Origin of the sequence: Methylobacterium sp. E-016 (assembly GCF_022829745.1) — a bacterium.
Taxonomy (GTDB): Bacteria; Pseudomonadota; Alphaproteobacteria; order Rhizobiales; family Beijerinckiaceae; genus Methylobacterium.
This window is the reverse complement of the sequence record NZ_JAKSYF010000197.1, coordinates 13,257-27,580: the sequence shown is the minus strand read 5'-3', so window position 1 is coordinate 27,580 and position 14,324 is coordinate 13,257. Positions and strand designations below refer to the sequence as shown.

Sequence of the window (14,324 nt, the reverse complement as noted above, 5' to 3'; positions counted from 1 at the left end):
TGGCGAGGCCGCTCAGGCGGATCGCACCGGGTCGGCATCGTCGTCCCTTTGCGCATCCACGGGAATGATAATGCGGACAACGGCGCCCGGGGGGTGCTTGTCAAGAACAAACGTTCCGTCCAGCGCTTCGACGCGCTCGCGCATGCCCGAGAGCCCGAGGCCGGTGCCGTGATCGGGCGCGAACCCGGTGCCGTCGTCGGCGATCGACACGACCAGCGAGCCGCTCCCCTCGCGCGCCTCGGCGGTGACCGTCGCGGCGTGGCCGTGACGCACGGCGTTGGTCATGCTCTCCTGGATGCAACGGAACACGGTGAGGTCGGCGAGATCGCCGTAGCCGCGGGCGAGCCCTTGGAACCGCCCGGTGAATCGGGTCTCGGGGTGTCGGCGGGCAAAGTCGCGCAACAGCAGGCCGAGGCAGTCGGCGAGCGGAACCTGGCCGAGCGCGTGCGGACGCAGACGGTTGAGCAGGTCGCGGTTGCGGCTCTGCACCTGACCGACGATCGCCGCGATCTCGGAGGCGCGCGCCAGGAGCTTGTCCCGGTCGGGCTCGGCCGTGCCGGTCGCGAGCCGCTTCACGGAAGCCGCGTTGGCTTCCAGGGCGAACAGGCAGGGGCCGAACTCGTCGTGCAGTTCCAGTGCCGTGCTGCGGCGCTCGTCGTCCTGCGCGGTCAGCAGTTGCCGCTTCAGGCGGCCGTTGGCGGCTCGGACGGCACTCAGCGCTTCCGCGACCTGGTTGAAGCGAATGGCGATCACCGCGAACTCGTGGGTCGCCGGGTTCTCGAGCCGCGCGGTGTAATCGTGTCGCTCGAGCTGGGTCAGGCCGTCGGCGAGGCGGCCCAGCGGCGCCAGCACGCGCCCGAGCGCAAGGTAGAGGGCTGCCAGCATCGCCGCGTTGATGCAGAACGTCGTCAGCGACAGGGCGCGCGCATAGACCCAGATCTCGTCGATCTCGTCCATCGGCTGCGTGGTGATCCGCGCGGTGCCGATCGTGCGGCCGGCGGTGACGATCGGCAGCTCATGCTGCTCGATCTTCGGCATGATCAGGTCTGCGAACCAAGCCGGCGCCGTCTTCTCCTGACGCGGCTGGCCGATCGGCGCGCCCACCGTCGCGCCGGCGGCGTCGCGCACCGTGACGCGGACGTGGCGCAGGATCTGGAAGCGCAGGTCGAGGGTCTGGAGCAGGCGTTCGGGCGGAGCCGCGTCGAGGAGGCGGATCGTGTCGGCGACGAGCGATTCCACGGTGGAGAGCGATGCCCGCGTCTCGACCTTCACCGCCGTGCGCGCGTTGATCACAATGACGCCGCAGGAGACCAGGGCCGCGACGACATCGATGGCGAGGACGACGGCGATCAGCCGCGCGCGGGTCGACCAGCCGCTCCAGAACCCGGCCGCCGGGATCGCCTGCGGTGGAACAGGGGAGGCGGTGCCGGGCGCGTCGTCCGGCGGTGTCGAGAGGGAGATCGGTCTGGCGCTCACGCCGCGCAGGGTGGCGGCGTCGCGCGGCGAAGTCCATGCCGCGCAGGCGCGTTCGGCATGCGGTCCACATCGCAGCCTTCGGTTGCAGACGGCGCTTGAGCCTCCGCGACGACCGGCGTAGCCGTGCCCACCATGGCCCTCGACGCGACCGATCGCGACATCCTCTGCGCCGCGCTCGCCGATCCCGCGAGCGCGTGGAACCTCGGCGCGTTCGGGGCGGCCGCCGAGTTCCGCCGGCGGCCGGACGAACCGTTCCGGATCCTTGGGGAGGGCCGGATTGGCCTGCGGACCGCCACGGGCGGCATCGCGCTGACGCTGACGGATGCGGTGCGACCGATCGCCTACGAAATGCCGGTGGGCGACGGATGGAGCCACGCGGTCGCGCTGTGCCTGCCGGCTGCGGATTTCGGCGCCGTCGCCTGCTCGCGGTTCACCGAGCTCGGCCCCGATCGCGAAGCGCTCGATCCGGCTCGGCGGGCGGCCGTGAGCTTCGATCTCGGTCTCGGCTCGGCGCAGGTCTCCGTCCGGGTCAGGACCGATCGGCCGGGACCGCTCGCGCGGCTCCGCGCGCATCTCGGCGCCGCACCGCCGGATTTCGATGGCGCGATCCGGCCGGAGGCGTTGGGCGGCGAGGCAGACTTGGTCGTCGTGGGACCGCTCGGGCGGATCGAGGTGTCGTCCGGCGCCGGCGATCCGTTCGGGCCGCGGGCCTACGTCGTGCCGAAGATCCTGCGCCGCCGCCGCACCCACGTGGCCACGGCGCCGATCCCGGCCGGCCTGGTGCCGGTGGCCCATCTCTACCCGCCCCATCCCTGTCGCGATTCCGCTTTGCGGCCGATCCCCTTCGAGCGTGCGCGGCACGACGCGTTCCAGGTTCTGCTCGCGCGCTGGGGCGATCGGGACGGCTTGACGCTGAAGGCGGCCGTCGCGGCCGGCGCATCGTCGCCCGTTCGGCCGGCGAGCCGATGGACCCGCGCGGTCGAGCGCGTGGCACGGGCGCAGGCCGTGCACCTCGCAGGTTGGCCCTGAGGCTCGACCGGGGCAGGACGCCCGCCGATACGAGTTCTTAAGCACACACCGTCTACGCAAGACCTCGGCGCGACGACGACTTCTCCACAGAAGATGCGACAGGTCGAAGCCCGGGGCTCGGCGCCGCGAAGCGGGGCGACATCGTTGCGCCGTATTGCCGGTTCTTGATCCACACTCGAGTTCCGCGTGCGGAACATCTTCGGAGGCGATGCGGCCGTGATGGGGAGATCGGTCGCATCCGCCTCGCGTGCCCGATGCAACCTCCTGCCATGATCGCCCCCCGATGAATGATCTCGCCCTCGACCCGTCCGAGACCCGGCAATCGCAGAAGACGGTGCCGCGTCCGGCCGCACGACGCCCCTGGGCCCGCATCGCGCTGTTCGGCGTGATCGGGGTGGCCGGGACCGGGGCCTTCGCCGCCGCGGCCAGCACCTACCTCTCAGGCCTCGCCGGACCGCAGCGCGCCAAGCCGATCGTGACGAGCCGGCAGGCCGCCGACTGGCCCGACCTGAAGGACGGGCTGCCGGCGCTGGCGACGGGCAGCCCCTCGTCGATCCCGAAGATCCGCGAGATCCTGCCGCCCGAGCCGGCTGAGCCCCCGGTCGTCGAAGCGCGGATCGATCCGATGCTGCGCGCGGGCTCCGTCGCCACCGACGCCGTACCGACATCTGCGACGCCCGCCATCACCCCGAACCCGCCCGTCGCCGCGAGCAAGCTCGCGACGCCGGCACCCGCGCCGAAACCGGTCCCGGCGCTTGTCGAGGTGCCGGTGATCGGCCCGGCCCGTCAGGCGACCCTGGTCGCGCCGGCCCGCACCGTGCCCGGCATCGCGCCGCTGGCGGCCGAGACCGTGCGCGCCAAGACCGAGACCGCGACCTACGCGGCCCTGCCGCCGGAGCCCCCGAAGGCGGTCGCGACCCGTCCGGCATCTTCGGTCGACGAAACGGCCAAGATCGAAGCGGCCAAGATCGAAGCGGCCAAACCTGAGCTGGCGAAGCGCGAGGCCGCGAAGCCCGAGCCTTCGAAGGCGAAGCCGCGGATCGAGGCGCACGCGAAGCCTCCCGCCGCCACGGCGGCACCAGCGGCGAGCAAGGCGGTCGCGGAAAAGCCGGCCGCCCGCAAGCCCGCGGCGGTCGAAGCCAAGGCAGTGCCCGCGGAAGCGCGGGACGAGGACACCGAGGTGTTCGGCATCAAGGTGCCGTCCCTGGCGCCGGCCGGGCGCAAGCTGCGCGAGAGCGTCGAGGCGCTCGGCGATGCGGTGAAGGGCATTCCCGACCGGTTCTGACCGGTCGGGTCGCTGCGAGGCAACGTCGGCCGCGCGCCGACGCCGCGCTCAGGCGCGCGGCTTGCGGGCGTAAGGCTTCGCCGCCTCTGGCTTGCCGATGTGGCGCTCGTGCTTGGCCGCGCGCGGGCTCTTGAAGCCGGCCGGCCCCTTGCGCTCGGCGACCGGGGCATCGCCGACCAGGGCCTCGACCTGGATCTCCGGCGAGCCGTTGCGGGCGAAGGCCTGCGCGAAGCGCGAGGCGGCGTTGCCGCGCACCTCGAACTTGGTCTCGCGGTCGAAGATGCGGATCGCGCCGATCTCCTGGCGGTCGATCCCGCCGCGGCGGGTCAGCATCGGCAGCAGGCGGCGCGGGTCGGCGTTGTCGCGCCGGCCGAGGTTGAGCCGGAACCACACCGCCGGGCCCATCGCCGCGATGCGCTCGGGGTCCATCGGATCGTAGGGCGGCCGGCTCGCGGAGCCGCGGCCGGACTGGTCGCCCGGATCGGTGACCTCCTCCGGCGCCGGCAAGCGGGTGCGGTAGACGCGGGCGAGGGCGGCGGCGAGCTCGAGCGGGGTGCGGCCGGTGATCAGCGTCTCGGCGAGGGCGAGATCCTCCTCGCCGGGCGCCTCGGTGAACAGCGGGTCTTCCAGCATGCGCTCGCCGTCGAGGCGCCGGATCTCGTCGGCCGACGGGGGACCGCCCCATTCGGGGCTGATCTTGGCGAGCTGGAACATCTGCTCGGCCCGGCGACGGCGGGCGTTCGGCACCAGCAGGATGCTGGTGCCCTTCTTGCCGGCGCGTCCCGTGCGGCCGCTGCGGTGCTGCAGCACCTCGGCGTCGTGCGGCAGGTCGGCGTGGATGACGAGCGACAGACCCGGCAGGTCGATGCCGCGGGCGGCGACGTCGGTCGCGACGCAGACCTTCGCGCGGCCGTCGCGCAGCGCCTGGAGCGCGGCGTTGCGCTCGCCCTGGCCGAGTTCCCCCGACAGGGCCACGGTGGAGAAGCCGCGCTCGGTCAGGCTCGCCTGGAGGTGACGCACCGCGTTGCGGGTGTTGCAGAACACGATCGCCGTCGGCGCGTCGGCGGCGCGCAGCAGGTTGAGCACGACGTGCTCGATCTCGCGCGGCACCACGCGAATCGCCCGGTAGGCGATGTCGGCGTGACCGCGGGTCTCGCTCTTCACCGCGAGGCGCAGCGCGTCGCGCTGGTAGCGGGCGGCGAGGCTGTCGATCGCCTTCGGCAGCGTCGCCGAGAACAGGAAGGTGCTGCGCTCGTTCGGCGTCGCCGAGAGGATGAACTCGATGTCCTCGCGGAAGCCGAGGTCGAGCATCTCGTCGGCCTCGTCGAGCACGACGGCCCTCATCTGGTCGGTAACGAGGGTGCGGCGCTCGAGGTGGTCGCGCAGGCGCCCAGGCGTGCCGACGACGATGTGCGTGCCCTCGTTGAGCGCGCGCGCCTCGCGGCGCGGGTCCATGCCGCCGACGCAGGCCGTGACGCGGCCGCCGGCCGGGCCGTAGAGCCACATCAGCTCGCGCTGAACCTGCAGCGCCAGCTCGCGCGTCGGCGCGATGACCAGCGCCAGCGGGGCACCGGCCGGCGCCAGCATCTCGGCACCGTCGAGCAGCAGGCCGGCCATGGCGAGGCCGTAGGCCACGGTCTTGCCAGAACCGGTCTGCGCCGAGACCAAAAGGTCTCTGCCGTCGGCGGCCGCTTCGAGGACGGCGCTCTGCACCGGTGTGGGTTCGGCGTAGTCATGGTCGGCGAGCGCCCGCGCGAACGGGGCGGGAAGGGTCGGAAACGGCACGGTGCGGGGCTTTCACGACCGTCCGTCCCGTCGGAACCGGCGCAGGGCGCAGTTCTCTGTCAGGCTCACCGGTCTCGACTCGGGTTGCGAAGCCCTATCCTCTAGCGCCTTCGCGGCGGTTCCGCCACGTCCCGGCCCGCATGGGGCGGTTGCGTGTGCGCAAGCCTTCCCGATCGCCTAAAGGTCTTTCGGGTGCGTGGGGCATCCGGGCGGATCGGACGGTAGATGGGCATGGCGCGGTTGGCGGTGGCGTGGGCGACGGTCGGCGCCTTCGCATGGTTCGGCAAGGACTGGCTCGGCGACCTCGACCGCCCGCTCTGGGCCCTGGCCCTGTTCGCCTGGCTGCTCGTCGCGATCTTCTGGTGCGCCTTCGGCGTGGTGCACGAGGCGGAAGAGCTCGCCGACCTGCTCGGCGAGCCGCTCGGCACTCTGGTGCTCACGCTCTCCATCGTCGTGATCGAGGTGGCCCTGGTCTCCGCGGTGATGCTCGGTGCCAAGGATGCGCCGACGCTCGGGCGCGACACGATGTTCGCGGTGCTGATGATCGTGCTGAACGGCGTCGTCGGGCTCGGCCTGCTGGTCGGCGGGCTCAGGCATCACCAGCAAAGCTACAACCTGCAAGGGGCGTCGGCCTTCCTGTCGGTGATCATCCCGCTCTCGACCCTCGCGCTGATCATCCCGAACTTCACCACCTCCACGCGCGATGGGACCCTGACCACGCTCCAGGCGGTGACCTTCTCGGGTTTCACCCTCGCGCTCTACGCGGTGTTCCTGCTGATCCAGACCGGGCGGCACAGCGATTTCTTCCAGGAGGAGGGCCACGCGGCGCGGGGCCGAGCCGCCGGAGCGGAACGCGAGGGGCCCGAGGGCGAAACGGCATCCGCCGGGAGCATCGTCCGGCACACGATCCTGCTGATCGCCAACATCCTGCCAATCGTGCTCCTGTCGAAGAGCCTCGCGACCATCCTCGACCACGGCATCGCCGCCCTCGGCGCCCCGTCCGCCCTATCGGGCGTGCTGATCGCGGCGATCGTGTTCACGCCCGAGGCGATCTCGGCATTGAAGGCGATCGCCCGCAACGAGTTGCAGCGCGCGATCAATCTCTGCCTCGGCGCCGCGACCTCGACCATCGGCCTGACCGTGCCGGCCGTGCTCGCGGTCGGCCTGATCACCGGGCAGACCGTGGTCCTCGGGCTCAAGCCGACCGAGATGACCCTGCTCGCCGTGACCCTGATCCTGAGCACGCTGACCTTCTCTGGCTTGCGCACCACGGTGCTCGAGGGCGCGGTGCACCTGATCGTGTTCTTCGTTTATCTGGTCCTGATCTTCAGTCCCTGAACCTCCCGCCCCGACCATGTCGTCGCGCGGGGCGATGGGATCGTGCCGACGGATCGCAGCCGGGGCGTCCGGCGTCCCGGCTTCGTCGATCGACCGATGAAGGCAGGATTGCCGTTCCTCCAAGCCGCTTTCCCGGGGCGGCAACGGACGATATCCGTCGGCCGACGGCCTCAGTATGACCCGAATCGGATGTCGGATTGCACGTCGGGGCGAGTGGTTTTCAACGGCGGAGCGGAGTGATGGCGCGTGCGGGCGTAGCGGACACGGTGAAGACCTGGGCGAACGCGGCCCGAGGCCTCGCGCTCGGACGGAACGAGAAACCCGCGATCCTTCCCGTCTCGCGGCCGGGAGCGCCCAACGTCGTCGATGCCGACATCCCGGTCGACATCGGCTGCATCAAGGTGTTCCGTTCGGAGAATTTTCCCGAATCCGGGCCGACCCCGTGGCTCGACCAGCCCGATGCCGCCGAGACGATCGAGCGGCGGCTGGCGCGCGGGGAGCTGACCCCGAAGCAGGCCGAGATGTGCCGCTTCTGGGTCGAGAACGGGTATTACGTCGCCCGCGGCGCGGTCGATCCCGACACGATCGACGCGGCCTGGGCCGCCTACGAGGCCGCGATCGCGCGAGGCGACATCACGCTCGCGCCGGAGAAGGCGACCGACGACGACCCCCATCCCGGCCGCTACCTCAACCCGCACCTGAAGGTCGAGGAACTCGATCACCTGCTCGAGCATCCGGTGCTGTTCAACTTCAGCAGCATGGTGCTCGGACGGCGGGCGATCCCGTTCCAGACCATCGCCTCGCACAAGGGCAGCCAGCAATCCGAGCACTCGGATTCGATCCACATGACGACCTACCCGCTCGGCTACCTCGCCGCCTGCTGGGTCGCGATGGAGGACATCCACGCGGATTCGGGTCCGCTGGTCTATTATCCCGGCAGCCACCGGCTGCCTTACGTGTTCAGCCACGATGTCGGCATCTCGACGGAGGATTTCCGCGAGAAGGGCTACGCGGCCTACGCCGAGCGCTACGAGCCGGCGATCAAGCACACGATCGCCGAGCACGGCATCGCGCCGCAGCGCTTCCTCGCGAAGAAGGGCGACGTGCTGTTCTGGCACGCCAACCTCCTGCACGGCGGCTCGCCGCGCAACGACGTGAGCCGGTCGCGCAAGGCGCTGGTGCACCACTACTTCGCCGAGGGCTGCGTGTGCTACCACGACCTCTCGGCGACGACCTCGGCGGTGCACGGCCCGGTGGAAAGCCTGCCGACCTGCGGCGCATTGAGCCCCGACATCAAACGGCGCAGCCAGATCGTCCGCTCCTGAATCCCGGAGCATCGCGAGGTCGCATCCGTCTCGCGCGCACCGGCCGCCACTGCGCAAAAGACCCTAGCCGCCGAACCGCTCCGTGCGGATCAGGCCCGGCGCAACGCCCGCCTCGACAAGCAGCGTCGCGGCCGTGCGGACGAACGGCGTGGCGCCGCAGACGAAGACCCGGGCCGGCTGGCCAAGCCTGTCGAGGGCTTCGGCGACCATCGCCGCGTCGATCCGGCGTCCGCCTTCACGCGTCGCGGTGAATGTCAGCGACAGGCCCGGCTCGGCGCCGGCACGCGCCTCGATCTCGGCGAGCGCGACGGCGTCGCTCCGCGTCCGGGCCGAATAGAGCAGCAGCGCCGGGATCTCGGGCGCGGCGACCGCGCGGTGGCGCAGCATGGCGAGCAGCGGCACCACGCCGGAGCCGCCGCCGACGAGCAGCAGCGGCCCGCCATCGGCCGGCCCCCAGGAAAACGAGCCGCCGATCGGCCCGCGCAGCTCGATTGCGTCGCCGACCTCGGCGATCTCGTGGAAGAAGCTCGAGACCTCGCCGCCCTCCAGCCCCTCGATCATCAGCTCGATCGTCCCCGAGCCGTCCGGCGCCGAGGCGATCGAGTAGCTGCGCTGCGCCCGGTAGCCATCCTCGGCGGTGAGGCGCACGTCGACGTGCTGGCCCGGCCGGTAGGCGTCGGCGATCTTGGTGCGCAGGCGAAAGCTCTTCACCCGCGCGGTGACCGGCGCGATCGCCGTGATCACGCCCTCGCGCCAGCGGAGATCGGGGGCCTCAGTCACCGGTGTAGCGCTGCTCGCGCCACGGGTCGCCGTACATGTGGTAGCCGCGCATCTCCCAGAAACCGGCCTCGTCCTTCTTGGTGAAGCGCAGGCCCTTCACCCACTTCGCGCTCTTCCACAGGTAGAGGTGCGGCACGAGCAGGCGGGCCGGGCCGCCATGGTCCGGCTCGATCGGCGCCCCGTCGTAATGCGTCGCGATCATCGCGCGCCCGCCGACGAGGTCGGCGACGGGGACGTTGGTCGAATAGTCGTCGTAGCCCTCGGCGAGCAGGAAATCGGTCGGGGCCGCGATCCCGGCATCGGCGAGGAGGTCGTCGAAGCTCACGCCCTCCCAGCCGGTGTCGAACTTCGACCACTTGGTAACGCAGTGGATGTCGCCCTGCCACGTGGTGCGGGGCAACGCCTGGAACGCGTCCCAGTCCCAGGATTTCAACGGCTTTGCGCCGTCCCGCAGCGTGAAGCGCCAGGTGGCGAGATCGATCACCGGGTTCGGCCCGATCTGGAGGATCGGGAAATCCTCGACGCGATGCTGCCCGGGAGGCAGCCGCTTCTGCGTCTCTTCCGGACTGCGCCGGCCGACGAAGCCTCGTGTCGCCATTCGTTTCGCTCCGATGCTGCTTGCGCCGGTTGCAGCCGGAATGGCCGGCGCCGTCAAGCACCGGCTTCAGCGAACGCGACGGCGGCGCTACGCTCGCCCCGCGGCACGCAATCGACAGGGCGACGACGATGGACCCGGCCTTCAAGGATCATTTCTCGTCCCATGCGGCCGGCTACGCCGCGCACAGGCCGACCTATCCGCCGGCGCTCGCCGCGTTCCTCGCCGAATGCGCGCCCGGTCGAGACCGCGCGCTCGATTGCGCCTGCGGCACCGGCCAGCTCTCGACGCGGCTCGCTGAGCATTTCGAGGCCGTCGTCGCCACCGATGCCAGCGCCGCGCAGATTGCGAACGCGACGCCGCATCCCCGCGTCGCGTACCGGATCGGGGCGGCCGAGCGGAGCGGCCTGCCGTCGGCGAGCGTCGATCTGATCACCGTGGCGCAGGCCGCCCATTGGCTCGACCTCGACGCCTTCTACGCGGAGGTCCGCCGCGTCGCCCGCCCGGGCGCCGTGCTGGCGCTCGTCAGCTACGGCATCCTCCACGTCGAGGGCGCACCCGACGCGGTGGTGCAGAATTTCTACCGCAACGTCGCCGGACCGTACTGGCCGCCGGAGCGCAGGCACGTCGAAGAGGGATACCGCTCGCTGCCGTTCCCCTTCGCGGAGTTCGTCGCGCCGGACCTCGCGATCACCGTCGCGTGGCGTCTCCCCGACCTTGTGGGCTACGTCGAGACATGGTCGGCGCTGCGGGGGCTCGAGACGGCGGTCGGCCGGGCGCCGGTCGACGCGTTCCAGGATGCGCTCGCCGCGTCGTGGGGGCCGGCCGAGCACCGGCGCACCGTACGCTGGCCGCTGGCGTTGCGTCTCGCGCGGCTGTGAGCGACAGCGTCGATCGGACGTCGAAGATTTGCCTCAAAGCACGCTGATCTGTGTTGCGATCCGCGGCCCAACACGAACGTGATCGTGCGATGGGCTTCGAAGCCTTCGGCGTTCGCATTTCGTTTACGAACTGGCCGGACATTGCGACCACGACAGATCCCGAGGGGACGAACCATGATCCGAATTCTTTCCGTTGCTCTCCTCGCCGGGAGCCTCGTCGCCGCAGCACCCGCGGCTGAAGCCCGTGACGGCATCGGCGCCGGCGGCGCAGCCGCGCTCGGCGTGCTCGGCGGCCTCGCCGTCGGCGGCGCGATCGCCTCCTCGCAGAACGGCTACTATCCTGGCCAGCCGGTCTACCGCGCCCCGCGCCCGGTCTACGTCGAGGAAGATTACGGCCCGGTCTGCCACTTCGAGCGCCGCCGGACGATCGACGCCTACGGCGACGTGTTCATCCGCCGCGTCCGCGTCTGCGAATAAGCGATCGATCCGCGGCCGGTGGCAGCACCGGCCGCGCTCAAGGTCTCGGCCGGTCCCGCGGCGCGGCGGGCTCGACGATGGCCGGGCCTGGGCCGCGCCCGAGCCGTTCCGCGCAGAAGATTCCGCCGAGCACCAGGGCCAGCGCGACGGCCTCATTGGTGCCGAAGGGCTCGCCGACCACGAGCACGGCGAGCCCGGCGCCGAAGATCGGCACGAGATTGACGAACAGGCCGGCCCGGTTCGGCCCGATCAGCTCGACACCGCGCATGAAGAACAGCTGCGCGGCCAGCGACGGCCCGAGCGCGACGAACACCACGATCGCCCAGCCCTCGATCCCCGGCCAGATCACCCGGCCGGACGCCGCCTCGATCGCCAGAAGCGGCAGGGAGGTGACGAAGGCCATCAGCGCCATCGCCGCGAAGAAGCTCAGCCCGGAAATGGCCGGGCGGTGCGGCAGGGCGATGGTGTAGCCGGCATAGAACAGGCAGGCGATGAAGATCAGCACGTCGCCGCGATTGAAGCCGAGGGTGGCGAGCACGTGCCAGTCGCCGTGCGTCGCGGCCACCGCCGCGCCGAGGAGGGTCACGAGCACGCCGATCGCTTGGCCGGACGTGACCCGGGTCCGATAGAGACCGTAGTTCATCAGAATCACCAGAACGGGGATCGAGCCCTGGAACAGGGCGAGGTTGATCGCGCTGGTGTAGGCCCCGGCGGCGTAGAACAGGCTGTTGAACGCCGTGTAGCCAAGGCCGCCCATCAGCAGGACGAGCCGCCAATGGCCACGCATGCCCGGCCAATCGGCCGCGATGCGGCGCCGGGCGAACAGCCACAGCACAACGCAGACCACGGCCCAGCGCAGCGACGTGATCGCTTGCGGCGAGACGTGGCCCGGCGCCCACTTCCCCGCCACCGCGTTGCCCGCCCAGAGCAGGGCGGTCAACGTCAGGAGGGGATAGGCCGCGACGGTCCGGGGAGGCGTGGGAATCGCCGGCCGCTCAGCGGCGGCGGAACTGGCCGCCGCGCACCGGCGGACGCGGGCCGGCCGAGCGCTCGTCCTTGTGACGGAACACGAGGCGGCCCTTCTCGAGGTCGTAGGGCGACATCTCGACGGTGACGCGGTCGCCGGCCAGCGTCTTGATGCGGTTCTTCTTCATCTTGCCGGCGGTGTAGGCGACGATCTCGTGGCCCTGGTCGAGCTGCACCCGGTAGCGCGCATCCGGCAGGATCTCGAGAACGAGACCGTCGAACTGCATCAATTCTTCTTTCGCCATTCACCCTCTCCAGTCGGACCGTCTGGAAGCAGGCGTTCCGGCGCACGATCTTTCGTCACGGCAATTCGATGAACGCGGCGGCGGCGGGTCCGTATCCGGAGGCGCCAAGCCATCGAGCGTCGGGCACGATGTAGGGGCCTCCTGCCACGCAAGCAAGCTTCGCCGCCTCGCGACCACGGCGGCGTCGACACAAAAAGCGCCGTTCCCGGACGATTCCTGTGCGAAACGGTTGATCCTACGGCGCCGTCTCGTTGCCCGCGTAATCGAGCCGGCCGTCCGGCGCACGCTTCCAGACCTTGAGGGCTACGGCACCCGAGCTGGGGTCGCCCTGCGCATCGAAGGCGATTTCGCCCTGGATCGTGCGGAAGGGCGCCCCCCGGAGTGCTGCGGCGACCGTGCGCCCGTCCCGAGACTTCGCCCGGTCGACCGCCTGCGCCAGCACCTCGACCGCCGCATAGGTCAGCCCGGCGAGCGCATCGGCTTCCGCGGTGCGGGGCGGGCGGCCCTTGACCTCGGGAAGCCGCGCCGGCTCGGCCGGGACGGTCATCACCGTCCCCTCGCCGGCGGACGACGCGAGCGTCGCGAAGTCCCGGTCGAGGATGCCGTCGCTCGCCACCAGCCGGGCGGTCGATCCGGCGTCGCGCATCGCGTGCGCGAGCGTCGACGCCTCCGGCGCCAGCCCGCCGAAGTAGACCGCATCGACGCGGGCGGCCTTCAGCGTCGCGGCGAGGTCCGCAGCGTCCCGGCTGCCGCGCGGCAGGCTCTCGAACGCGACCTCGGGCCTGCCGGCGGCCTTGAGCGTCGCGGAGACCGCGTCCGCAAGGCCGCGGCCGAAGGTGGTTCGGTCGTGGACGATGGCGACGCGGCGCCCCGCTTCGTGCGCGAGCAGGTAGCGGCCGGCGGCCTCGCCCTGCTGCGCGTCGCCGGCGACGATGCGGAACAGGGTCGCGTGGCCCCGGCGCGTCAGCGCGGCCCAGGACGCCCCCGGCGTGACCACGACGATGCCGGCATCGTCGTAGATCGCGGCGGTGGCGGCCGCGACCGAGGATTCAAGCGGCCCGACCACGAGGCGGATGCCGTCCGCGGCGAAGCGCCTGGCGACCGCGACGCCCTGCTTCGCGTCGCCGGCATCGTCCGCGACCACCAGCGCGAGCTTGCGGCCGGACGCGCCGGCCGCGCGGTTGAGGTCGGCGACGGCCTGCTCGGCGCCGAGCCGCATGCCCTGGCCGAAGGCGGCGTCCGGCCCGGTGAGCGGCGCTGACAGCCCGATCTTGGTGACCGTCTGAGCCGCGGCCGGCGCAGCGAGCAGAAGTGCCGTGACGATCCCGATCAGTGCGCGCATCGAAACCCATACCGCAGCGGCCGGAGCGGCGGCCGCGATGACCTCGGGACAGCTTAGCCGCCGCGCCGCGCCGGCGAAAGCGAAGCGGCGCCGGTCCGACGGTCGATCAGCACGCCGTGTTTCCGGGCATGACGACCAGGCTTTCAGAGCGCGCCGTCGCGGATCGCGCCCGGATCGGCGAGGCTGTGCAAGACCCGCGCGGCGCTGTGGGCGAAGCGCAGCGTCACGGCCTTGCGGCGCGGGCCGGAGAGCGGGTGCTCGGGCGCCTCGCGGATCACCAGCCCGCCGAAGGCGTCGGCGACGATCAGGCCGCATTCGTCCGGGATCAGCGATTCCGGCACCGTGTCCGGGATCGCGAAGAAGAAGCGGTCGCAGAAGTCGCGGTAGTCGGGCCATTTCCGGTCGGCGCGGAAGTCCGCCACGCTCGACTTGATCTCCACGATGGTCAGGCGCCCGGCGCCGCACAGGGCGATCACGTCGGCGCGCCGCCCGTTGACCAGCGAGAACTCGGGCAGGGTGGCGCAGCCCATCTCGGAGAACAGGCGGCGCACCCCGCGCTGGATCCTCAGCGCCGTCGGCGACTGGCGCCGGTCGGGCGGCAGGATCAGGTCCGGCGCGGCGTCGACCGTGCGGGCTTCGGCCGGAAGAGCATGGGCGAGGGCTGACGACATCGTCTCTCGTGTGGCGGCCTGTGCCGAATCGGGACGGCGCATCTTGCCAAGCCCGGACAGCGCTTGTCA

Annotated in this window: 14 protein-coding genes; 6 read left to right on the top strand and 8 right to left on the bottom strand. The window is 71.4% G+C overall.

Annotation, left to right across the window (positions count from 1 at the left end; translation table 11 throughout):
- Nucleotides 1–12: 12 nt before the first annotated feature.
- Complete coding sequence (locus MKK68_RS27605; RefSeq protein WP_409567335.1) at nucleotides 13–1,476, bottom strand: ATP-binding protein; 1,464 nt, start codon at nucleotides 1,474–1,476, stop codon at nucleotides 13–15.
- Between the two features lie 132 nt (nucleotides 1,477–1,608).
- Between MKK68_RS27605 and MKK68_RS27600 the strand changes: the two genes are divergently transcribed.
- The gene (locus MKK68_RS27600; protein WP_147858846.1) at nucleotides 1,609–2,505 is read left to right on the top strand and encodes a DUF6925 family protein; all 897 of its coding nucleotides are present in this window, start codon (nucleotides 1,609–1,611) and stop codon (nucleotides 2,503–2,505) included.
- A gap of 283 nt (nucleotides 2,506–2,788) precedes the next feature.
- Entirely contained in the window at nucleotides 2,789–3,790 is a 1,002-nt protein-coding gene (locus tag MKK68_RS29625) for a hypothetical protein (RefSeq protein WP_279605539.1), read from the top strand.
- 48 nt (nucleotides 3,791–3,838) lie between these two features.
- On the opposite strand, the gene MKK68_RS27590 is transcribed toward MKK68_RS29625, so the two are convergent.
- Nucleotides 3,839–5,575: a DEAD/DEAH box helicase gene (locus MKK68_RS27590; RefSeq protein ID WP_244033555.1), complete on the bottom strand. Its 1,737-nt coding sequence runs from the start codon at nucleotides 5,573–5,575 to the stop codon at nucleotides 3,839–3,841.
- A gap of 225 nt (nucleotides 5,576–5,800) precedes the next feature.
- On the opposite strand from MKK68_RS27590, the gene MKK68_RS27585 reads away from it, so the two are divergent.
- Together MKK68_RS27585 and MKK68_RS27580 are read left to right on the top strand one after the other, a co-directional pair.
- Nucleotides 5,801–6,913, top strand: coding sequence for a calcium:proton antiporter (locus MKK68_RS27585; protein WP_147726193.1), 1,113 nt, complete (start codon nucleotides 5,801–5,803; stop codon nucleotides 6,911–6,913).
- 239 nt (nucleotides 6,914–7,152) lie between these two features.
- Nucleotides 7,153–8,238 carry a phytanoyl-CoA dioxygenase family protein gene (locus MKK68_RS27580; RefSeq protein WP_147726192.1) on the top strand — a complete coding sequence of 362 codons (1,086 nt, stop codon included), beginning with the start codon at nucleotides 7,153–7,155 and terminating at the stop codon, nucleotides 8,236–8,238.
- Between the two features lie 63 nt (nucleotides 8,239–8,301).
- Here the strand turns inward: MKK68_RS27580 and MKK68_RS27575 are convergent, their stop codons facing one another.
- Nucleotides 8,302–9,018 (bottom strand): FAD-binding oxidoreductase, encoded by a 717-nt coding sequence (locus MKK68_RS27575; protein ID WP_147726191.1) that lies wholly within the window; start codon nucleotides 9,016–9,018, stop codon nucleotides 8,302–8,304.
- The gene (locus MKK68_RS27570; protein ID WP_147726190.1) at nucleotides 9,011–9,616 is read right to left on the bottom strand and encodes a sulfite oxidase-like oxidoreductase; all 606 of its coding nucleotides are present in this window, start codon (nucleotides 9,614–9,616) and stop codon (nucleotides 9,011–9,013) included. The genes MKK68_RS27575 and MKK68_RS27570 overlap by 8 nt, the downstream gene beginning before the upstream one ends.
- A gap of 128 nt (nucleotides 9,617–9,744) precedes the next feature.
- On the opposite strand from MKK68_RS27570, the gene MKK68_RS27565 reads away from it, so the two are divergent.
- A complete protein-coding gene (locus tag MKK68_RS27565; protein ID WP_147726189.1) occupies nucleotides 9,745–10,494 on the top strand; it encodes a class I SAM-dependent methyltransferase in 750 nt (249 codons plus the stop codon).
- A gap of 174 nt (nucleotides 10,495–10,668) precedes the next feature.
- Nucleotides 10,669–10,971 carry a hypothetical protein gene (locus MKK68_RS27560; protein ID WP_147726188.1) on the top strand — a complete coding sequence of 101 codons (303 nt, stop codon included), beginning with the start codon at nucleotides 10,669–10,671 and terminating at the stop codon, nucleotides 10,969–10,971.
- Between the two features lie 37 nt (nucleotides 10,972–11,008).
- Here the strand turns inward: MKK68_RS27560 and MKK68_RS27555 are convergent, their stop codons facing one another.
- From MKK68_RS27555 to MKK68_RS27540, 4 genes are all read right to left on the bottom strand, one after another.
- Nucleotides 11,009–11,911, bottom strand: coding sequence for a DMT family transporter (locus MKK68_RS27555; protein WP_244033553.1), 903 nt, complete (start codon nucleotides 11,909–11,911; stop codon nucleotides 11,009–11,011).
- Nucleotides 11,912–11,966: 55 nt separating this feature from the next.
- Nucleotides 11,967–12,242 carry a translation initiation factor IF-1 gene (gene infA / locus MKK68_RS27550; RefSeq protein ID WP_147025743.1) on the bottom strand — a complete coding sequence of 92 codons (276 nt, stop codon included), beginning with the start codon at nucleotides 12,240–12,242 and terminating at the stop codon, nucleotides 11,967–11,969.
- Nucleotides 12,243–12,477: 235 nt separating this feature from the next.
- Nucleotides 12,478–13,584 carry a branched-chain amino acid ABC transporter substrate-binding protein gene (locus MKK68_RS27545; protein ID WP_244033552.1) on the bottom strand — a complete coding sequence of 369 codons (1,107 nt, stop codon included), beginning with the start codon at nucleotides 13,582–13,584 and terminating at the stop codon, nucleotides 12,478–12,480.
- A gap of 143 nt (nucleotides 13,585–13,727) precedes the next feature.
- Nucleotides 13,728–14,255 (bottom strand): MmcB family DNA repair protein, encoded by a 528-nt coding sequence (locus tag MKK68_RS27540; RefSeq protein WP_147858828.1) that lies wholly within the window; start codon nucleotides 14,253–14,255, stop codon nucleotides 13,728–13,730.
- Between the last annotated feature and the right edge of the window lie 69 nt (nucleotides 14,256–14,324).